The organism is Paenibacillus sp. cl141a (genome assembly GCF_900109305.1).
In the GTDB taxonomy this organism is placed as follows: domain Bacteria; phylum Bacillota; class Bacilli; order Paenibacillales; family Paenibacillaceae; genus Paenibacillus_AQ; species Paenibacillus_AQ lautus_A.
This window is the reverse complement of record NZ_FNZO01000007.1, coordinates 264,419-285,084: the sequence shown is the minus strand read 5'-3', so window position 1 is coordinate 285,084 and position 20,666 is coordinate 264,419. Positions and strand designations below refer to the sequence as shown.

Annotated in this window: 21 protein-coding genes and 1 pseudogene; 14 read left to right on the top strand and 8 right to left on the bottom strand. The window is 44.3% G+C overall.

Features of this window, described 5'->3' with window-relative positions; translation table 11 throughout:
* Together BMX45_RS20400 and BMX45_RS20395 are read left to right on the top strand one after the other, a co-directional pair.
* Window positions 1-902: IS110 family RNA-guided transposase (locus tag BMX45_RS20400; RefSeq protein WP_090911281.1), on the top strand; the 902-nt coding region annotated here is incomplete at its 5' end.
* 487 nt (window positions 903-1,389) lie between these two features.
* Complete coding sequence (locus BMX45_RS20395; protein WP_090911279.1) at window positions 1,390-2,406, top strand: phosphotransferase enzyme family protein; 1,017 nt, start codon at window positions 1,390-1,392, stop codon at window positions 2,404-2,406.
* A gap of 83 nt (window positions 2,407-2,489) precedes the next feature.
* On the opposite strand, the gene BMX45_RS20390 is transcribed toward BMX45_RS20395, so the two are convergent.
* Entirely contained in the window at window positions 2,490-2,684 is a 195-nt protein-coding gene (locus tag BMX45_RS20390; protein ID WP_368087173.1) for an ATP-binding protein, read from the bottom strand.
* 195 nt (window positions 2,685-2,879) lie between these two features.
* Between BMX45_RS20390 and BMX45_RS20385 the strand changes: the two genes are divergently transcribed.
* From BMX45_RS20385 to BMX45_RS20370, 4 genes are all read left to right on the top strand, one after another.
* The gene (locus BMX45_RS20385; protein WP_090911278.1) at window positions 2,880-3,326 is read left to right on the top strand and encodes an RrF2 family transcriptional regulator; all 447 of its coding nucleotides are present in this window, start codon (window positions 2,880-2,882) and stop codon (window positions 3,324-3,326) included.
* A 118-nt stretch (window positions 3,327-3,444) separates the two neighbouring features.
* Window positions 3,445-4,065 (top strand): FMN-dependent NADH-azoreductase, encoded by a 621-nt coding sequence (locus BMX45_RS20380; RefSeq protein WP_090911276.1) that lies wholly within the window; start codon window positions 3,445-3,447, stop codon window positions 4,063-4,065.
* 98 nt (window positions 4,066-4,163) lie between these two features.
* The gene (locus tag BMX45_RS20375; protein WP_254778154.1) at window positions 4,164-5,543 is read left to right on the top strand and encodes a DHA2 family efflux MFS transporter permease subunit; all 1,380 of its coding nucleotides are present in this window, start codon (window positions 4,164-4,166) and stop codon (window positions 5,541-5,543) included.
* A gap of 23 nt (window positions 5,544-5,566) precedes the next feature.
* Window positions 5,567-5,980 carry a hypothetical protein gene (locus tag BMX45_RS20370; protein WP_090911274.1) on the top strand — a complete coding sequence of 138 codons (414 nt, stop codon included), beginning with the start codon at window positions 5,567-5,569 and terminating at the stop codon, window positions 5,978-5,980.
* A 375-nt stretch (window positions 5,981-6,355) separates the two neighbouring features.
* Here the strand turns inward: BMX45_RS20370 and BMX45_RS20365 are convergent, their stop codons facing one another.
* From BMX45_RS20365 to BMX45_RS20355, 4 genes are all read right to left on the bottom strand, one after another.
* Window positions 6,356-7,252, bottom strand: coding sequence for a TetR/AcrR family transcriptional regulator (locus BMX45_RS20365; RefSeq protein ID WP_090911272.1), 897 nt, complete (start codon window positions 7,250-7,252; stop codon window positions 6,356-6,358).
* 188 nt (window positions 7,253-7,440) lie between these two features.
* On the bottom strand, window positions 7,441-8,892 hold the full coding sequence (locus tag BMX45_RS20360) for an alpha/beta hydrolase family protein (protein ID WP_090911270.1): 1,452 nt from the start codon (window positions 8,890-8,892) through the stop codon (window positions 7,441-7,443).
* A gap of 75 nt (window positions 8,893-8,967) precedes the next feature.
* Window positions 8,968-9,222 carry a DUF1648 domain-containing protein gene (locus tag BMX45_RS32275; RefSeq protein WP_368087175.1) on the bottom strand — a complete coding sequence of 85 codons (255 nt, stop codon included), beginning with the start codon at window positions 9,220-9,222 and terminating at the stop codon, window positions 8,968-8,970.
* 42 nt (window positions 9,223-9,264) lie between these two features.
* On the bottom strand, window positions 9,265-10,725 hold the full coding sequence (locus BMX45_RS20355; protein WP_090911268.1) for an MDR family MFS transporter: 1,461 nt from the start codon (window positions 10,723-10,725) through the stop codon (window positions 9,265-9,267).
* Window positions 10,726-11,275: 550 nt separating this feature from the next.
* Between BMX45_RS20355 and BMX45_RS20350 the strand changes: the two genes are divergently transcribed.
* From BMX45_RS20350 to BMX45_RS20335, 4 genes and pseudogenes are all read left to right on the top strand, one after another.
* Entirely contained in the window at window positions 11,276-12,058 is a 783-nt protein-coding gene (locus BMX45_RS20350; protein WP_254778153.1) for a tyrosine-protein phosphatase, read from the top strand.
* 66 nt (window positions 12,059-12,124) lie between these two features.
* Window positions 12,125-12,337 (top strand): hypothetical protein, encoded by a 213-nt coding sequence (locus BMX45_RS31060; protein WP_175495172.1) that lies wholly within the window; start codon window positions 12,125-12,127, stop codon window positions 12,335-12,337.
* Window positions 12,338-12,539: 202 nt separating this feature from the next.
* Window positions 12,540-12,728: pseudogene (locus BMX45_RS20340) on the top strand (hypothetical protein); the annotation flags it as partial.
* Window positions 12,729-13,090: 362 nt separating this feature from the next.
* On the top strand, window positions 13,091-13,783 hold the full coding sequence (locus tag BMX45_RS20335) for a response regulator transcription factor (RefSeq protein WP_090911262.1): 693 nt from the start codon (window positions 13,091-13,093) through the stop codon (window positions 13,781-13,783).
* Window positions 13,784-14,077: 294 nt separating this feature from the next.
* Here BMX45_RS20335 and BMX45_RS31910 read toward each other — a convergent pair whose 3' ends face one another.
* The 3 genes from BMX45_RS31910 to BMX45_RS20325 all read right to left on the bottom strand — a co-directional run bounded on the left by BMX45_RS31910 (window position 14,078) and on the right by BMX45_RS20325 (window position 16,661).
* A complete protein-coding gene (locus BMX45_RS31910; RefSeq protein ID WP_368087172.1) occupies window positions 14,078-14,815 on the bottom strand; it encodes an ATP-binding cassette domain-containing protein in 738 nt (245 codons plus the stop codon).
* Window positions 14,724-14,996, bottom strand: a complete 273-nt coding sequence (locus BMX45_RS31905) for an ATP-binding cassette domain-containing protein (protein WP_254778151.1) — start codon at window positions 14,994-14,996, stop codon at window positions 14,724-14,726. The genes BMX45_RS31910 and BMX45_RS31905 overlap by 92 nt, the downstream gene beginning before the upstream one ends.
* A 99-nt stretch (window positions 14,997-15,095) precedes the next feature.
* A complete protein-coding gene (locus BMX45_RS20325; RefSeq protein ID WP_090911260.1) occupies window positions 15,096-16,661 on the bottom strand; it encodes an FAD-dependent monooxygenase in 1,566 nt (521 codons plus the stop codon).
* Window positions 16,662-16,781: 120 nt separating this feature from the next.
* Between BMX45_RS20325 and BMX45_RS20320 the strand changes: the two genes are divergently transcribed.
* The 4 genes from BMX45_RS20320 to BMX45_RS20300 all read left to right on the top strand — a co-directional run bounded on the left by BMX45_RS20320 (window position 16,782) and on the right by BMX45_RS20300 (window position 20,618).
* Window positions 16,782-17,438 carry a TetR/AcrR family transcriptional regulator gene (locus BMX45_RS20320; protein ID WP_090911258.1) on the top strand — a complete coding sequence of 219 codons (657 nt, stop codon included), beginning with the start codon at window positions 16,782-16,784 and terminating at the stop codon, window positions 17,436-17,438.
* 939 nt (window positions 17,439-18,377) lie between these two features.
* Window positions 18,378-18,614, top strand: a complete 237-nt coding sequence (locus tag BMX45_RS20310; protein ID WP_090911254.1) for a DUF896 domain-containing protein — start codon at window positions 18,378-18,380, stop codon at window positions 18,612-18,614.
* Between the two features lie 155 nt (window positions 18,615-18,769).
* Entirely contained in the window at window positions 18,770-19,372 is a 603-nt protein-coding gene (locus tag BMX45_RS20305) for a sigma-70 family RNA polymerase sigma factor (protein WP_090911253.1), read from the top strand.
* On the top strand, window positions 19,299-20,618 hold the full coding sequence (locus tag BMX45_RS20300; RefSeq protein ID WP_090911252.1) for a DUF4179 domain-containing protein: 1,320 nt from the start codon (window positions 19,299-19,301) through the stop codon (window positions 20,616-20,618). The genes BMX45_RS20305 and BMX45_RS20300 overlap by 74 nt, the downstream gene beginning before the upstream one ends.
* Window positions 20,619-20,666: the final 48 nt, after the last annotated feature.

Below are 20,666 nucleotides of genomic sequence, written 5' to 3'. Positions count from 1 at the left end.
CGAAAGGGACACAGTTACGCAAAGTCAAAACAGATGCCCTGGATGCCTGGCACCTGGCTGAGATGTACTACCGTGGCGACGTGAAGCCGCACCGAACGTGGAATGAGACGTTTACGGAGCTACAGCATTTGACAAGGCAGCACGAGTTCGTCACGGGAATCTTTGTACAGGCGAAGCTGAACAGTAGAGCTTTACTTGAGCAAGTGTTTCCGACATATGAGCAGGTGTTCTACAATGTGTTTTCGGCAACGTCATTGACGGTACTGGCCCGTTGTTTAGAGGGAAATGCCGAAGATTGGAACGAAGTCATTCAGGGAATTGCAGGGAGATCCCATTCTAAACGATGGGCGAATGAAAAAGCCAGGAAGCTGGAGGAAGTGTTGAATCACTGGAAAGAGGCTCGGTGTAGTCCGTCTCAAAGCAAGGCATTGCTCGGAATGGTATCTTTATTGCTGACGATGATCCGGCAGCTGGACGAGTTGGAAAAGCAAATGGAGGACATGGCGGCAAATCTGCCCGAAGTTGAACTCGTGAAAAGCATTCCGGGAATCGGAACGAAACTGGCCGCAGCCATTATAGCTGAAGTGGGTGATGTTAAGCAGTTTAGCGATGCAAAACAACTCGTGGCGTATGCGGGCCTTGACCCGGGCATCTTCAGTTCAGGAAAGTTTACAGCAACGAATACAAGAATAACGAAACGGGGCTCTAAAAGACTCCGACGTTCTCTCTATTTGGCTGTGCAATGTGGGATGCGGAAAAACGCGAATGCAAGAATTCGTTCGTATTATGAGAAAAAAAGAAAAGAGGGCAAGCCCTACAAGGTGGTCGTGATCGCTTGCGCCAACAAGGTGTTGCATCACATTTTCGCCATCTTGCAGAAAGGGCAGCCCTACCAAGCTTAAACCATATTTAACCAAAACCTCCATAGATGTGGAGGTTATTCGGGTTGGTCGGAAAAAGTATATCACGAAAAGAGAACTCATCCAAGCTGAAATGCTTGACAAACATTAGCTGGTTTTTATTTCATCGGTACACGTTCTTGTCCAAAGTGCATATGGTCGACAGCCAGTCCTAGCATCCCCTGAATCACGCATCGTGCGAACAGGAAGCAGTGCACAATGTACAAAATCAAGGACAAGAACTTGTACTGTTTCCCGTAAAGGACGAACATAGTCCGATTACCAATTAGATAAATATCTAACTGGGTTTCCATGCGAATTCATTAAGCTAACGGGAAGGATAGCGTGGTAGCAGTACAGAATATAAAAATTATTATAATATCGTTGTAAAACAACACTTGCTAGCAACTATTTCGTCAGGTGTTCGCCTGAATTTTCGATGAAAAAATTATGCAACTACTTAACTTAGGGATGAAAGAAGGTATAGAAAATGATACGAGAAATTGAAGATCAATTCACTGAAAAGATTCTTACCGAAGCAATAAAGCGATATGACATCAATAAAGACACTATTCGTTCATTGGGCGGTTATGAAAGCTTTGTTTATGAATACCAGAAAAACAACGCATTTTTCATATTTAAAATCTCACATACAATTAGAAGATCAAAAAATAATATACGGGGTGAAATTGAATTTTTAAATTTTTTGTCGAATAAAGGATTGGCAGTTTCAAATGCAGTTCCATCGACCATGGGTAATATGGTTGAAGAAATTGCTGCAGAAAATGGTTCGTTCCTAGCCATTTCATACGAAATGTCTCTTGGAAAAGAAGTGTCGGATGAAGATTGGAATGAATCGCTTTACGAAAAATGGGGCGAATTTCTAGGGAAAATCCATCATGCCACAAAGAGTTATGAATGGAGTAATCCGGCGTTTAAACGACAAGCCTGGGACCAAGAAGTTCAGTTTAAGGCGGAGAAATACCTACGACCTGATGATGTGATGATTTCAATTCTAAAAGAAAGATTAGCAAAACTTACTTCTCTGCCCAAGTCCAAAGATACATATGGTTTAACTCATACTGATTTTCATCAAAGTAATTTTTATCTGCATAACGGAGACATTTATTTATTCGATTTTGATGATTGCGGTTATACGTATTTCGTAAACGATATTGGGATTACATTGTATTATGCACTTTTTTATCCGTTTAAGGAATTTGAGAATAAAACGGAATATTATAAATTGTTTTTCCGCCATTTTATGAAAGGATATCTGAAGGAAAATACAATCCAAGAAGAAGAAATAGTATATTTACAAGATTCTATTAAACTTCGTCATGTATTGCTGTATATTTATATTCACCAAGCAAACGATGTGTCAAATTTGGATGAAGAATCAATGAACATGCTAAAAGAGCTTCAACGAGTAGCCGCTTCTGATGACCCTATGCTGCCGATTGACTTTGTTCAAGAATTTAAGAGCATTTTTCATAGTATTCATTAACCTGGGAGCATCGTATTTTACTTAAAGTATATGATTCAACTACCGTTTAAATAATCGTCTATGAACTACCGTAAAATCATGAATTATTTGCTAGATATGTTCAGGGGCAATGTCATCTGGAACGAAAAAATATCATCGATATGTTGAAGCTTTAAACTGCCCTGAAGCAATTCTGCAATATTCCTCGCAATAGAAAGACCGAGACCTGCGCCGGCCTGAATGCCTTCGCTGCTCCTTGAATAATCGACCTTATAAAAACGATCAAACAACCTATTCACTTGATCATTTGTTAGTGGTGACCTTTATATTGAACATCAATAATTACATCTGACCTCTGCTTTTTCAATTGAACATAATTCGTTCCAGGAAGGGCTGTTATTTTTCAAATAAGAGCTGCGAAGAGTGGCATCATGAGTGGTCTGCTGTTAAAATAGAGCTACTTATACCGTTCATAACATAGAGGTGATTGACTAATGATAACGGAAAAATATACAACACCGGCAACTCCCAAGTGGCTCGGCTATGCTCTGCAGTCCCTTGTTTTTATGTCCGGTCACCATAAAGGACACTGTGCAAGCAACGAAATCGCTGGTCACATGTGCAGCGAAGCTACGTTAACCCGTCGGGTACTTTCACGTTTGGTCAAGGCGGGCATAGTCGAAGCAAGAGAGGGCCGGGATGGCGGCTATGCTCTTAGCAAACATCCCAAGGATGTAACTTTCGCCGATGTGTATCGGGCTATTCAGATGGTGGAGCCTCTGTATACGGGCCTGTTGGAAACGACATCCAACGGACCTTTCGCTACGGAGACGCGGGAAATGTTTATGGAAGTGATCCATGAATCGGAGCAACAGCTGATTCGAGTCTTAGAACAGCATACGATCGCAGACCTGATAGTTAGGATCAACAAAGAGAAGTAAATGATTCCACAACTATGATTGACAAAATCACAGTTGTGGAATAAACTGTATTTCGGAAGATGCATTTTTTTGGTTTTAACTATGATTTTAATAATCACAGAAAAGGAGAGTGGTCATTTTGTCGAAGGTTCTCTTTATTAAGGCCAATGATCGGGAACAGGCGGTAAGTCTTCAGCTTTATGACATGTTTTTGGAGGTATACCGGGACTCAAATCCATCGGATGAAATCACCGAACTGGATTTGTTTCGCGCTGAACTTCCGTATTTCGACAACAAGATGTTCAGCGGACTCTACAAATTGGCACAAGGGCTGGACACCTCTTCGGAGGAACAACAAGCGGCAGATACTGCCAACTATTATTTGGAACAGTTTATGGCGGCAGATAAAGTTGTCTTTGCCTTTCCGCTATGGAATTTCACGATTCCAGCCCAACTGCTAACCTACTTGTCCTATTTATATCAGGTTGGCAAAGTAGTTAAGTATACCGAGCATGGTGCGGTTGGCTTGCTTTCTGACAAAAAGGCCGTCCTTCTAAATGCAAGGGGCGGTGTTTACTCGGAAGGACCCGCTCTAAATTCGGAGATGGCGGTAGCCTATGTGGCCAAAGTTCTAAACGCTTTCGGCATCACTTCTCTCGAAAAGGTGATCGTAGAAGGGCACAATCAATTTCCGGAACGTGCGGAACACATTATTACAGCTGGTGTCAGTAAAGCCGCCGAATTGGCAATGCGATTCTGAAGAATACGACAGAGAAAGGAGGGATCATTCTGGCTAATACTGTGCTGACAAATGACACAGAATCGGCGTTCTCCATGAGAACCATCATGTCCCCGCTCATGGCGGTGGTCGTAGGAATGATTATGGTTATTCTGGACAGTACCGTCTTAAATGTTGCCTTGCCCAAGTTCCTGCAGGAATTCCATAGTACGCTATCTGTCGTTCAATGGACTTTTACCGGCTATACGCTGGCATTATCGGCTGTTATTCCGTTGGCAGGCTGGATGATCGACCGATTTGGGGCAAGGCGTGTATTTCTGGCTACCATCGTTCTTTTTACAGCCGGTTCCGTTCTTTGCGCCATGGCTCAGACCATCGAACAATTAATTATTTTCCGAATTGTGCAAGGGCTCGGGGGTGGGATGGTGACGCCAATTGGAATGGCTGTCATTTACCGATTGGCGCCCCCGAATAAAATAGGTGCGGTGATGGGTGTGCTGGGCATACCTATCCTGATTGCTCCTGCGATTGGTCCTGTCCTGTCCGGCTGGCTGATCGACTATGTATCTTGGCAGTGGATTTTTTTAATTAATTTGCCCATCGGTGTGTTGGCAGTAGTTCTGGGGATGAAGTTCTTGCCGGTTTTTCCTCCGGGACATGCGCCGAAGCTGGATAGGGTGGGAATGTTTCTTGCTCCCGTCGCTTTCTCGATGCTGGCCTTCGGACTCAATGAAGGGGGGACGGACTGGACATCCAGCCGGACGATAATCGGACTTGCAATCGGAATCGTGGCTTTGATTGGTTTTATTGTTGTGGAATTGCGGCACAAGCAGCCTTTGCTCGAACTGCGCGTTTTTCGATCCCCTGATTTCACCAAGGGCATTTTGCTGCTGTGGCTCGTACAAATTGCCATGTTCGGTGTCCTGGTCTTGTTCCCCGTATATCTCCAGACTGTCCGCGGCTACTCCCCGATGGATACGGGCTTGATCATGTTGGCTCAGGCAGTCGGTTCAATTGTGTTTACGCCGATAGGAGGCCGACTGTTTGACAAGATTGGCGCGCGCCCCTTAGCCCTGGTTGGATTAACCGCCGTTTCATCGGCTCTCTTCTGGTTATCCCAAGTTTCTTTGGATACCGAACTCTTGATCCTTCTGATTCCTTTATTTATGATCGGATGCGGGATGGGGCTTATTATGATGGCGCTTAACACGCATGTCCTCAATTCCGCCCCGCGCCGCCTTATCAGTCGTGTCACTTCACTGACCACGGCGGCACAGCATGTCGTAACTTCGTTTGCCGTGGCTGGCTTAACCGGATTTCTTGCTTTCAGAACGAATGGTGGTATGGCAAATGTTCCACCGGAAAATGTTGCATCAGCGTATGGTGATGCCTTCCTGATTACAGCCATTCTGGCTCTTATCGGGTTGGTGCTAAGCTTTACTCTTCGTAAGCCCCGAATTGATGCCGATTCATCGGCACTAGAATTTCAAAGCCAATAAGTTTATAGAGGGAGTTGCATGTTATGCAAACAGCATCAAATCTAAAAGCCGCTCCGGCTACAGTAAGTAAAACGATTGCAGTAGGTTCTATAGCCGGTATTATTTCCGTCCTATTATCCAATTTTCTGGCATGGGCAATCATGGCTGCCAATAACTATCAGTTTGAAATGCTAAATGGCTTTTCCATCACGATATCAGCTTTCTTGGCCAATTTGATCGGTGCTTTCATATATCGTGTCCTGTGGAACAAATCTTCTAGAGCAGGGTTGTATTATGCGATTCTTTGTCTGGTCATGGCCGTCTTAACCACCGTGAATACCGTGGCGAATCCAATGGAACCGAATATCGGGGCGGTTGCCAATCCTCTGCATTTTCTAGTGGCGGTTCTGTCGCTTATCCTGATCCCGGTCCTCATGAAGCGTGTAGTTAAGGGGTGAGAGCTGTATAGAGTCGGACGGGTTGAACACATAGACGTAGAAAGCCGCATAAATGGTGTGCCGGTTCCGATTTGTTTCCAAACACTTTCGTGGGATTGGATATTTGGACATAGGAACATGAATGCTTCGTAAAATTGTCAACAACAAGACGTTGCAGAGGTTGCCTTCCTCATCCTCATCAATCTTGATCGGTCACTACCGTGGATTCATACTGTTTGACATCTTCCGCATATTTGAATGGACCGAGCCGAATTAATTTCGGCTCAGTCCATTTTGCTTGGTGCAGGTAAGGCTATAGGGTTTTGTCAATTCAACGACACATATTTCAACGACATGAAAATTTATGTTCATTTTATTAGCTATTTCAATATGCGTTTAGTGATCTGTGTTACGATCCCGAATCAATTGCTGAATCTGATTTGCGTAAAAGCCCAGCTCATTCTCAGATGATAGATCCCGCAACAGCGCTTGGATTAAAAAGTTCCTTGGGTGTTCTTTAGTGAACTCTTCCCGCAGCATTACCGCTACCTCAGATAAGTCTTTTTTTCTGGTATTCGTAATCGGCAGATCCGGGATTATGGATTCGATCATTTCCATTAATGCGGCTCTCCGTAACTCTTGTGTAAACGTGAGTGCTTCTAAATTAATCATGGAGTATTCCTTCATGAGTTCATCGGTGAGCAGGGGACGGGGAGGACGATGTGCTAATCCTTCTACAAAATCATCCATTCGTTCAGCAATATAAACGGTTAATTCCTTTTGAACAAGTGGTTTGAACCCAAACAATACATGAAAGGTATACTCTCGGATCAATCCATTAAATATGGCTGTGGCATCCCATTTCCATTCGGATATCGCTTTTCCATAATGACGGATCAAGATATCTTGGTAATACCTGAACATATTTAATTGGAGTTGATGAATAACGGAGCCGATTTTATCACTGTTTGCCGGTGGGAGTTCATTGTGATCCCGCGAGATATAATAACCATGCTCTATAAAAAAATCGAACTGATAAGCGATCTCCTCTAGAAACGTCTCCCGAATAGGCAACTTTCTTTCGCGGATTTTCTCCACAGCATCAATCATATCTTGCTGCCGTTTCTCCAGAATGCTGATATACAAGTCTTCTTTGGAGCCATAGTATTTATAGATCGACCCTTTTGCGATGCTGCAATCATCCGCGATATCTTGAATCGACGTAGCTTGGTATCCTTTTTCAGCAAATAAACGAATGGCCGATTGTAATATTTTTTCCTTTAATAAGCTCATAGAGCGCCTCCTTAACGATTTATATAAAGCCGGATTCCAAAAGAAACGAGAATCAGGTCATATTTATTTACACATGGGTCTAATATACATCAAAGCCAGCTGGTACATACCGGTGTAATATTCTTTCGCCAATACACACTGATCAAATCGTTATTTGAAGAACAGATCCAGGCTCTGTAAATGAACGCTCAATCATGAACCAACTCAATATCCGGATATTTTTCCCCGAGTCGATCCATATCATTATTTGGGCCGCCTTTTAGATACTGATCAAAAAAAGTAACACTGACCTCATTAATAATGCGATGAACGAATCTTGGATCTTCTCCTCGGTTAGGCAATAACGGGGAAAATAGATGAAAATCCGTATAACTCATATGGGAAGTATGCGGTATCGTCATCGTATATCCGCCTCCTTGCAGAGCATTTGTCCGCCTTCTCACCGTCTCTTCCCAAAATTCTTCGTATTCCTCTTTTGTTTTATCGCTCTGGGCTATCGCTTGGTCCAGCTTATTGTCGAATACCGACTTATCGATGCTTTTTTCACCGTTCATCTGTAGGTATGGCTTTCTCAGTCCCGTGCTGGGCATAGGGTCTCCATATAAGGTTCCATCCATATTGATAGCGGCCTTGATTCGGTCATCCTTCAGCAGCATCTGGGCAGCTGCGGCTCCACCGTAAGAATGTCCAAACATTCCGATTCGGTCTAAATCAAGACGGCCGGTAAAAAGGTCCTGTTCATCTTGTTTATTCAATTGTTCAAGTCGATCCAAAACAAAAGATACATCATCAGTCCAAAGGTGCATATGTTCATCCAACGCTTCAAAACCTGAAGGGTTAGGCATCCGTATCAAAATCTCTCGGCCGTCCGGATAGACCGTTGCAGCCGCGTCGTAGGGATGGTCGATCCCTACGATGATATAGCCATAACTGGCCAGCTCTTCAACTTGGAAGGTATTCTGACCGCGGAAACCCGTCATACCATGAGAGAAAATCAAGATCGGATATTTTTGCTCCGCTGAAGACAGGCCGTTATTGCTATAAGCATGGGTCTTAACAAGGCCCAGATGGCTTAGCGTCCAAGCCGGGAATGAAAGCGCATGTTCCAGACCTTGCGTAATAGCAGATACATCGCGAATGTAAGGTACGGTTTCCTGCGCTGGTTCTTGGTCGGAAGGATACCAGAGCTGTACCATCAGCTGGCGGTGGTCCGTTGGATCGGCAGAGTATTCATCAGGCCGTTCATTGTCAATAAAGTGATATAAGGTTGTTCCCACAGAGTAGGGACCCTGTGGTTGATAGAAGGTAAACACAGGCAGTAGGACAGGTAGTGCGACCATAACTGACGTATAGAGGATCAACATTATGGTCCACAACCAGGCTATGAAATATCTCCTGCTTCTGGAGCGTTGTTGTCTATCTTGTTTTCTAAAAATGATACAAATCGTAAGTATAACCGAAGCCGCATAACAAGGTATCATTTGCCAACGACAATCCCCTACAATAATCTGTACGAGCGTTACGGCGTATAGAGCGATTAACGAGTAAATCAGCCATCTTTTTTTCGTCTTTTGTCCCCAAATGGTGGCTAAAGCTAATACAATAATGAAAATAATGATAACCATTTCTCCGAATCTCAAGAAAGTTCCTCCTATGTTTAACGGCTACTGTCGTCTCTTTAATAATTTGTAATCAGCCAGTTGCTCAAAGTTACTTTAATAAATCAAAGCGGCGCACAACAGAAAGAGATGCAGGCAGACCGAAAAATAGATCAGCCAGGCCGCTTGGTTATAGATCCTCTGAATGAAAAGCGTAATAATCATGAATGCCGGAATCATAAATAGTCCAATATATTTGTTTACGAACAGATCTGCTTGACCTCCGTTAAAATGGATCGGAATGTTTGGAGAACAATAAAAACTAACAATACATGAGGCAAGGACCGACAAGACTGTGACTGACAACAACATTTTAGGATGAAGATAGAGTTTCATATCAGGGATACCTGCCTTTCAATGGAGATTTGACTCATCCGTTATTTGTTTTGGCTTTCCCAGGAAAAAGCTAAGAACCAACCCAATACATGCAAAGCAAGCAGCCAAGAAAAAAGTACTAGCGAAAGATGCTGCATTGGATTCCAGGGTGTCGGCTGCAATCGGGTCATTCGATAGTTTTGATGTCATCTGAGTTGATAAGTAACCCGTGAAGCCTGCTACGGCAAACGAAGCGATAACCTGCTGTGAAGCGCTTGTGAGAGGAGTAACTCTGCTTACAAGGTTCTTTGGTGTAGCATTTAATACATGCGTATTCAAAGACATCATCGATAACCCCATACCGGAACCCATTATAAATAATACGCCCATAATGAGTGCTAACGAGGTATCGATTCGAACATAGGACATCGTAAATATGGCTACCGTCATTAATGTCATCCCCGCCAGAAGTGGGGGACGCGCTCCGACTCTATCAAAAAGCTTGCCTGCCATAGGCATGAAGATCATGGAACCGACCGCCTGAGGAAGCAGAATAAGCCCTGTCGTCAGCGGTGTAAAGTCTCGAATCTGTTGAAGAAGCAGCGGAAAGAGAAGTGCCGAGCCGTACATGGCGGTTTGCATGAACCAAGAAATGATAATACCTCGTGTAAAATCAACGGATTTGAAGGCACGCAGCTCAAGCAAAGGCTGGTCTCGCCTCAAGCAAGACCATATGAAAAGAACAAGCGCTATTCCACCCATGAAAAGACCGGATAAAGTCTTGACTGAAGTCCAGTTTACTCCTCCTTCACTGACCCCAAAGGTGATCATCGCAAAGGCTAATGGTCCAAGAATCATACCGGTAATGTCCAGGGACGGTGCCTCCTTTTCTGGAAAGAGTGGCAGATGTTTTAACCCCACAAGTAACCCGATTACTCCAATGGGGAGATTGATCAGAAAAATCCACTGCCAGCTGACAAACTCAATCAACCATCCCGAAATGACGGGACCCAACGCTGGAGCGAGTAACAATGGAATACCGAACATACCAATAACGGATCCTCTTTTGTCCGGTGGTGCCAGGCGATACACCATCGCCATACCAATCGGCGATACCATGCCGCCTCCTACTCCCTGAAGGACCCTGAACCCAATTAACTGCTCTGCAGTTTGGGCAAACGCACACAGTACGGATCCGATCGTAAACAATCCAATGGATATTAGAAACACCCGTTTGGGTTGAAATTTATCTGACATCCACCCGGCAAGGGGAATAACTGCCGACAAAGCAAGCGTATACGCGGCTATTGACCATTGAATGGCATGGAGGGGGCTATCAAAATATTGTACTAGCGTAGGTACGGCGACATTAACGATCGTGCTGTCCAACAGGACCATGAAGGTACCAATGATGACGGCAAGTAATGGAGCAATAATGTCTTTGGGCGTAAAAAGTCTTTCTTCTGAGACGTTAAGGATTACAGCAGATGGATCTGACATGATGGTGAACCTGCTTTCTTTTGAAATTTTGCAAGAAGATTTGCGGAAGCAAAGTCATGACCTCTCCATATCATAGATTTGCCTCGACACCGCTCTTTATACTTAAAAGTTTTTAATAAAACCAAAAAGTCATTAATTATAGTATCGAAGAAGGTATTCTGTGTCAAACTGGTATCCATCAAGTTTTTAGTGGGAACACTCCGAGTTCGAGCACCAAAAAAGAGAATCCCCGTTGATCAATAATAGTGGGGGCCGTTGCTTCCTCGTTCTGAAAGAAAATCTTTAAAGGTACTGGAAATTAGTAAAGCGTATTCTGACAAAACCTGCTGTCTGACGTGCATAAATACAGCCAACTAGAGGGGATTTACGGCGTATAAAAAAACAAAAGGTCAACATGAAGAACAATCAAAAAAACTATTAGTTCTTTACAAAACCAATTAGTCATATTATCCTGATAAAGCGAAGTAGATAGCTGTCAGCCAAACGTTCAATTGCAATACAGTATGTTTATAACATCGCTATGAAATCAATTCGAGAGGAAAACAGGATCGTGGAAGTTACGAATAATATCATATCTTTCGATGCCGTAACCAATTTTCGAGACATCGGAGGACATCACACAAAGGATGGAAAACAAATAAAAACCGGAGTCCTATTTCGTTCTGATGAGTTATCACGTATGACTACACGAGATATCGGACTCATGAATGAATTACGTTTGAAATTGATATGCGATTTGAGAACAGCAAGTGAACAAGAGTCCAAGAAAAGTCGGATGCTCAAGCAGGGGATCGAGGTTAAATCTATTTCCATTCAGGATAAAAGTCAGGAATATACCCATTTTGAATTAATGAAACTTCTTGTTTATAACAATGGGAATTTGAACTTTGAACAAATGATGAAGGATATGTATCATCATATGGCGTTCGGTAGCCAGGATAAAATCAGAGAAATTATTTGCCTGCTGTCCGATGCTGGAAATGTTCCCGCCTTAATCCATTGCACTGGGGGTAAGGACCGTACAGGTTTTGTCACAGCAATCATTCAATTATTTCTGGGGGTACACTATGAGTCCGTAATGATGGATTACTTGTATTCCAACGTACGTATTGGTCCTAGAATGAAAAAAGTAGAGAAATTTATTCGATTGATGAGCCTGTACAGAGTATCACCTGAGCGTATTAAGCCCATGTTGGAAGTTCGTCGTGACTACTTGGAAGAAGTACTATATGATATTTTGAAACAGTACGGGAGTATTGAAGCGTATTTGATAAGGGGATGTTGCATTCCTGAGAAATGCCTGGAATCTTTTAAGCAAAATCTAATCGATTGATTAAAGCATAAATAAGTAAATCGTCTGAAGATAAAGGGCAGCCCACTGCTTCAGTCTTCTCGTTCAATGAACTTTGAAGAGTTTATGATCGCGCTTGATAATCAACGTGTAGTCAATCCAGATTTTGCACGTCAAACGCCGTCTGATGAACAAGAATATAACCGTGTTTACCAACATCAGAATGGTCAGAGCAACATTGCACGTCAGCGGTTTGAGGCGATTATGAAGGCTTACGAATTGGGTCTGGTTGACATGAACGGTATCTTGATCATGAAATGATTCTTGGATATCACGAAACATTCCATGAATGTGAATTTATCATCTGAATTCCTTCCCGTGGCGCGAGGTGCGGAGGATCCGGAAAGAGGGTATATTTGCTTGGTGTTGATACGGAAACTCAACATATCAGTGGGCTTTTAGTGAAGATGAAACAGAAGGTTTTCAAAATCAAATGATAGCGGATCGTGAAGGAGAGTTTAACATGTCCAATTCTAGGGAGTACAAGATGATTTTTGGCTGGGAAGATGATGCTGGACTAAGTGAAACGTTGATACAGCAAATATTACGAGGAGAAAAAACAGCGACATGCGCTCCAAAAAGGGAATATTCTGCAGAGGAATTAAAAGAAACGTACGACTCCGTTAATAAAACGTTGACGGTTTATGATAAAGAGGTGAATGCCCGATGTCTGGTCAGTGTTGAACTATTCGAGTTAGTGGCATGATCTAAAGTCTTCCAAACCATGATTTGATGATAGGGGAGATGATTATATTGACTAGAATATCTTACACTGGGTAAGGCAACAGCATCTCAAATGTTTGGTGCACTCATGGATTTACCTCCTGAACAAGAATGAATTAAATGTTAAGAAATCTAAGCCGTGGAGACGGACAACAGGAAAACACTGGTCTCCGTGTATTCAGAGGCGTTCTATTATATTCTCATGGTCAAGAAGTGCAGATTCTATTTCAATCGATGAGAGGGACGCTGTCTGTTCTATAACATCTAGAAGCAGTTCTTCAAGGAGGATCCATGTCGGAAATAACCATATTGATGGTGGACGATGAAGTCGCGATCATAAATCTCATGAGAATCTATTTGAAAAATGAAGGGTATAAGCTACTACAGGCATGTAGCGGATACGAAGCACTAGAACTAATTAGAATACATAAGGTGGATCTGATCATTTTAGATGTTATGATGCCGCAAATGGACGGGATTCAGACATGTATGAAAATCCGTGAGGAGAATAACTTGCCGATCATCATGCTTTCTGCTAAAAGCCAAGATATTGATAAGATTACCGGTCTTAGCATTGGAGCGGATGACTACGTTACCAAACCATTCAGCCCACTAGAGTTGACCGCCCGCGTTAAATCACAGCTACGAAGGTATACGCATCTTAACAGTAGGGTGGTTCAGGACGAGCAGGAGATTAGAATCCATGAACTGATTATTAATACGGTTTCACGCCGGCTCACGGTTGCTGGGGAAGAGGTTAAGTTGACTCCTAAAGAATTCGCAGTGCTGCACACATTGGCAGTAAACCGTGGGTTTGTACTTAGTATGGACAAGATTTATACAACGGTATGGAACCAACCATTTATGGAATCGAAGAACTCCATCATCGTGCATATCCGAAAGTTACGGAAGAAAATTGAGAAGGACCCACAGCATCCCGAATACATTAAAACAGTTTGGGGGATCGGTTACAAGTTTGAATAAAATACGTCTGTTTTCATAATTCCGGCTATTAAAGCTAGAATTCTATCCTAGATATACATGTAATTGTGGTAGCTCATATTTTGGTGAGGGATACTCACGGACTCAATGTTTCCTAACAATGATAATACATGGGTTCCGTTCAATTGTAATCCCCTATGTGACTATAGTGACGTGTCGAAGGGATTAAGAATCCGGCAATAGAGACCAAGAAAAATCTAACAACACAGAAAAAGTATTGGAGATAACAGTTGAGCAGGCGATTCATTGAACGGATGCGCCCTAAACTTGAGAAATTTAATCCGCGTTAATCATCGTTGCTCTCTGTTTTGCAACCATTTCACCGTACCTATTGACGCCTGCCAGTCCTATTAAAAATACCAGAAAATAACTGGCATCTGCCAAGGGAAATGATGCGACTCCACTTTCCTGTAGATGCAACGCAGGTACAGACCAGGGCAGATACTTGCCAATGGCAGTAGGGCCAAATACCAATGCCAGCATCAAAGTTGTAAACGCAAAGCCGATCGGCACCAGATAACCGCGCGATATAGGCAAACCGAGCAAATCCTTAAGCGTCCGATCCGAATACTCACGGCCAAATGTCCAGCTTGTCACCATTTTGGACATTTCCTCAAGGATATGGCTCGATATAAACACGGTAACACCCTGTTGAGAAGCTAGAGCTTTCAGCATCTCCCTTATCTCGACAATTCCGGCGGGATCAAGCGCATTGGATGGCTCATCAAGAATCAGAACGTCCGGCTTATGAATTAACGCTTTGGCCAATCCGAGTTTTTGCGCGTTACCAAGTGACAAATCTCTTGCCTTACTATCCGCATATTGGGTCAACTTCAATTGCTCCATAATTTCGTCAACCGCCCTTGGAACCGGTAATCCTCGCAACCTGGCCATCAAATTCAAGTTCTCTCTAACCGTAAAGTTAGGGTAGGCATAAGGAACTTCCACCATATAACCTACTCGTCTCGACAAATCGGGATTCCCATTCGCCCAGCGCTGACCAAACAAATACACTTCCTCCGGAAGAAGGCTTGCTCATGCCGAGAAGAGCTCGAATGGTTGTCGTTTTCCCTGCGCCATTCAACCCCAGGAATCCATAGATTTCTCCTTTTTTAACGGAAATCGAAACACGATCTACAATGACTTTATTTCCGTATTGCTTTGTCAGGTTAACGGTTCTAACCATTTCTTCCATAGAAACAGTCCTTCCCGTATCATCAATTAAAACTTAGTTCATTAATAGTGCCGGCGGTCACATGAGATGTTGTACAAGATCGCCGCCGGCTTTTCCAAATCAGTTTGTGTGATAAATGGAATTCAAGTAATTCGAAATCGTTCCGGTATCATTAATGGAGGCCCGTAGCGCGATGTAACCGTCGGGACGAATCAATACGAGTTCTTCGCTTGCCACATCGTAAATTCGATAGGCGTTCCCTGCTGTGTCGATGATGCCTTCCGCTCCCTTCACATGCGAAGGCAGGATGCAATGCACATGGAGCACGTCGCAGGTGAGGTTCTTCAGAGAAGGATCGATGCCGTTTGCAAAAGCCAAAAGCGTCCAGTGTGGACCGCGCAACAGGTCAAATACACTTCCTGCAAACCCTGTACCTTGCAGACCCTCGGCATTAGGAGCACGATCCCCGGGCAATGAACGGGTAACAATCGTTCGAGCAGACGGGCGAGTAAGCGAACTTGACCGATAGGAAGTGAGAAGCCCGCTCGTCAGATCGTCGGATATGGTGCTTAAGGATTGGGACAGTGCTCCATCTTCAGTCGCCGTCCCTACAACCTCTCCCATCTTTTTCGTGCTATCCTCAAGCACGGCTTGAGCCACTGGGCGGCGCTCCTCATCGTACGTGTCAAGCAAGTCGGCGTCCGCTCCGTTTAAGACGGCATCCAGCTTCCATCCAAGGTTGTATGCGTCCTGCATCCCCGTATTCATGCCTTGACCGCCGGCCGGCGAATGAACATGAGCTGCGTCGCCGGCAAGGAAGACCCGGCCGCTATGGTAACATTCAACCATACGGACGTTGACTCGGTAGATTGACAGCCAGGAAGCATCCGTGAGCCGAGCACGTCCGGCTCCTGCGCGACGGTCAAACATGGCCTGATACACCTCTAGCGACGGCTGCTCTGGTTCTCCGATGTCTGCCGGAATTGTAGCCTGCAGCTGCCAAATATCGGATTTCGGCAGCGGTGTCACCCCGACCATCCCTTCCGAAGAGGTCCAGATATGGATACGGTCACGATCCAGGCCTTCCAATCGTACATCGCCAAGATACCATCGCTCCTGATCGTATGTTTCTCCAACCAGCGGCAAGTGAATAAACTTGCGGATATTGCTTTTGCCCCCGTCAGCGCCGACGACATAAAGAGCGCGAATTTGCTCTTCTCCTTGCGGTGTGTTCACGGTTACCGTCACACCATCCAAATCCTGTTCAAGCCCTACAGCTTCCACGCCCAACTCGACTTGACCGCCAAGCGCCGCATAGCGGTCGCGCAATGCTTTTTCCACATCATACTGAGCAATCCAGACCGGATCACGATAAGGTGTCTCGAGTTCGGCGCTGGCTGCAACGGCGATATCCGGCTTATCCACACTCCTGCCATCTGCGTTATAATAACGTACAGCCAAATTCACGGCCCCTGTGTCCATAATGAAACGAACGGCCCCCAAATCATCAACGACCTCAAGCGAGCGGGGCTGGATTGTTTTGGCGCGAGACGCTGCGTTATATAAGGCGCTTCGTTCAATAATACGATGGTCGACGTTTCGACGGGCAAGGTCGCAGGCAAGTGTAAGCCCTGTTGGTCCGGCCCCAACAATGAGAACATCAACAAATGACTGCACGGTTTTCATGGATAAAATCCTCCTTGTTCATAGATTGTGATAGGTTGCATTGATTATACTACACCGTGCAGTGTAGTTTGTAAAGTGGAACTCAATTTTGATAGTATACCTGTAGGGGGGAACGTAAGTATGGATAATACGGAAAACAAAAAAATCCGCAAAGGTTCTTCAGATAAACGAGCTAAAATCATTACAGCAGCACGAGAGCTGTTTCTTTCAGATGGGTTTGATCGCTCCAGCGTCGATGCGGTCGCAGCTAAAGCGGGGGTTTCCAAACGGACCGTTTATGATTATTATGGCGACAAACAGAGCTTGCTGCTTGCTGTTGTGGAAGAAACCAGTCGGGCGGTTCTGGACATGATCAAGCAAGGGATATCAGACTACCTCTGGGAATTTGAGGATCTGGAGCAAGCGCTCATCTTATTCTGCGAACAATTCGTAGCTTCTGCGAACGGTTCGTCCGATTACAGCGCTCTGATCCGTCTGGTTGCAATGGAAGCCTCCAATCTGCCAGCCTCGTTTTTAGAAAAGCTGGATAACGCAACGGAAGAGGGGATTACCAGGAGGTTTGCCGAGTTTGGACAAACCGGACTGCTCGATGTGCCAGATCCTGTAATGGCTACAAAGCACTTCGCTGCCTTAACGTTTTTATTGGTATTTGATCAACCGAGAAAAAACGGGACATTAGAGAAGGAACAAACCAAACGTATCATCACTGAAGGCGTACGCGTCTTTCTATGCGCTTATGCACCACGTACCGTTCAGAACAAAAATCAACCATCATAGTGATCGCGATTTTGCCTAACGGATAAAAGACAGATGGAGCCGCCAGTTTAACGTAAATTTACGCTAAGGACAAATTGTTCAGCCCATAACCCACAGATAAAATTGAGGTGAGAGTTGTGGGGGATGATAGCCCGTAAAGCTCAGGAACTTGTCGCTTTGCGAATTAGGCTTATACAAGATTCAGGTGGCTGCCTCCCATGGAGGTTCGAGTCCTCTCGACAGCACCGTACATAACAACGAAACCCTTCGATAAATTCGAAGGGTTTATTTAATTGCGCTGAAATTGGATTGAATCACTGAAAGATGTAATCTCACTGACTTAAAAAAGAATAGGAATACCGGTTTAAGGGTAAAAAAATCCAATAAATTTGGGTCAATCTTTTTATTGATTAGAAACCGCTTTCATTTTAATATTATCGGTACTTGTTGAAGGTAAGGATCCACCTGCTAGGATTTCTTCAGTTAGCTATGCAGATCCTGTTCTAATGTTACAGTGAATGATTAAAATGACTTCGTGGAAAAAGGTTGTGAGTTGATTGAGAAGATTGTCTGGGATTTTTCGCTTCATTCTGGAACCATTTCAACGCAGTATCCGAAATAAATTGATCGTCACCATGATCGGTTTTTCTTGCATCCCTCTGATCTTAATCTCTTTGCTTGCCTGCGAAAACACAAGTAACGGGCAGTTAATGAAAGGAACTCAATATGGATTTTGATAACATCAGATTATTGTAAATCAGGTCTATTATCATCGCGTTCAGTTGGGTGTGTATTTCTCGGAAGACTTGGCTTATAGTCGGAATGAACCAACTATAGTTTAAGCTAACCGGTAGGATAGATTAACTCAATTACTCAGGCTTGTACCAACAGTTGCAACCGCAGGTTATTTACAGTAAACTGACTGTTACAACTTGTTATACGGAAGGATGAAAGATAACCATGACCATACCTTCACTGCATAGAATTAATGAACTGAGCCGCAAGCAGAAGACCGAGGGTCTGAGCCAAGAAGAATACATTGAACAGCAGCAGCTTCGTCAGGAATATTTGCAAGCCATCCGAGGGCAGGTTCTCTCGACCATGTCTACGCTGAAAGTTGTGGACCCGAATGGTGAAGACGTTACCCCGGAGAAACTGAAAATAACACAAAAACAGAATACGTCAAAGCTCCATTAAGCTTCGAGCTTGGTTAGTTTCTGTTTTGGATTCATTGGTCTCCGCACCCGCACAGGGATAGGCAAACGTTTACCTGTGTATGGTGTGGAGTTTTTTTGTGCGGAATGAACTTTTATCATTGCTTCTAGCTCTTATACATGAGAGAGGGGGAGAATATGCGAGTCAGCCGTCTTGTGAAACAAGCCAAACGAGGAAATAAGGAAGCTCTATTACAGTTGATCATAGCCGATCAGGACGCTTATTATCGTCTAGCCTACAGCTACATGGGAAATGAGCATGACGCGATGGATGCCATGGAAGACATGATCGTTACGCTGTATGAAAAGCTGGATCAGTTGCAAAAGAGCGAAGCCTTTTATAGCTGGAGCAAAACGATTCTAGTCAACCGCTGCAAAACACTACTCCGAAAAAAGGAACGATTTCTTCCGCTGGGAGACGATCAGGAAACTGCTCTTATGACTTTTACCGACGATAATCCCTATCGCTGCGTGGAGTCTGAGATGGATCTGCAGGTGCTGCTATCTCATCTGAATCCAAGGCAGCGAGAAGCGATTGAGCTCCGCTACGTGCATGATTTGCCGTATCAGACCATAGCCGATATGACCGGTGCACCGATCGGCACGATCAAATCAAGAATTTCGCAAGGCATACTGAAACTGAAAGTCATGATCGGAGGTGATCGCCTTGAGAACGATCGAGGAGAAGCTGAAGGAGCATCAAGAGAACCTGAATTCCGTACAGGCCCCGCCAGAACTTGAAGGGCGACTGCGGCATGCGCTTGAGCTAGTTCCCGCCAAGAAAAAGGACCGGAATCGAGCTTTTGTATGGGCTGCATCCATAGCCGCGGCACTGCTCCTGATTGTCGGTACCTATCAATATCCTGCATTTGCTTACTATGGCGTCAAGCTGCTGGATAAAATCGAACTGAACTCACTTAGCTTTTCTGAAGTTACGGAGCAAGGGTATGGACAAACGGTCGGCAAAAGCAAAACGCTGAATGACGGTACGGTCATAACCATTAATGGAGTCATCGCGGACGATAACGCATTTCTTATGTATTACAGTATCGATCGACCCGCAGGCAGCGTGCTTTCCGACAATGGTTCTTTTCGTTACAACGTTGGTGGAATACATGGCTTCATGACGGATTCCCGTCCGAGAGAAGGGAGCGGCAATTATAGCAAAGACGAGACTTGGTACGAGGGCGTGTATAAATTCGAGCCGGTCAGCCCATTTTCCAGAACATTAACCGTTACCTTCAGTGAGTGGCTGGATAACGGGGAGAGGGCAGCTTATCCGGTCTCCTTCAAGTTTGAAGCGAACAAAGCGATGAAAAGCATGATTAAGGAGGATATATCAAAATCCGTTTCGGTTGATCAGGGGACTGTCCACTATGACTCCATTACGGCTTCACCAACTTCTACCATCGTGAAGGGTCATTACGAATTTGAGGACGAGGGATTCCCCAGATTTCCTGGTAAAACCAAGCTTTATGTCAATGGCACGGAAGTGAAGTTTTGGGGAATGCGGTCGGATCGATACGCCGAAAAGGGCATCCCAGGATTTGAACTGGAATACGACGTCCTTCCTACGGATCAAATAGAGACGATTGAAATCGTTCTTAAATCCTTCGATGGATATCAGAAAGTAGCAGAACCCATCTCCCTTGCGTCACCGTCTGATCAATCGATCCAGGTTGGCAATGAGAAGTTATGGATACGAAGCGTCACGAAAACCGATGCCGGTTATGATATCGTGATAGCCAGAAAACAATTTACCATCTTGGAAACGGATCAATTATCCGTACAAACGGGGGGGAAGAAGGTTCCTGTATCGTCCATATCCAGATCACGTCCTTGGGATTTGAAGAACGGCAATATCCTATGGGAGCAGACGTATTCATTTGACGCAACGAATAAGCCGGAATTCCTGCTGCTGGATGGATACCGTTACATTAAAACCTATGATCAAACCGTATCTATCCCAATAAAAACCCAAAAATGATGAGCGAGCCGCGATAAACAGAATTTTATGAACACCACGGTAGAATTT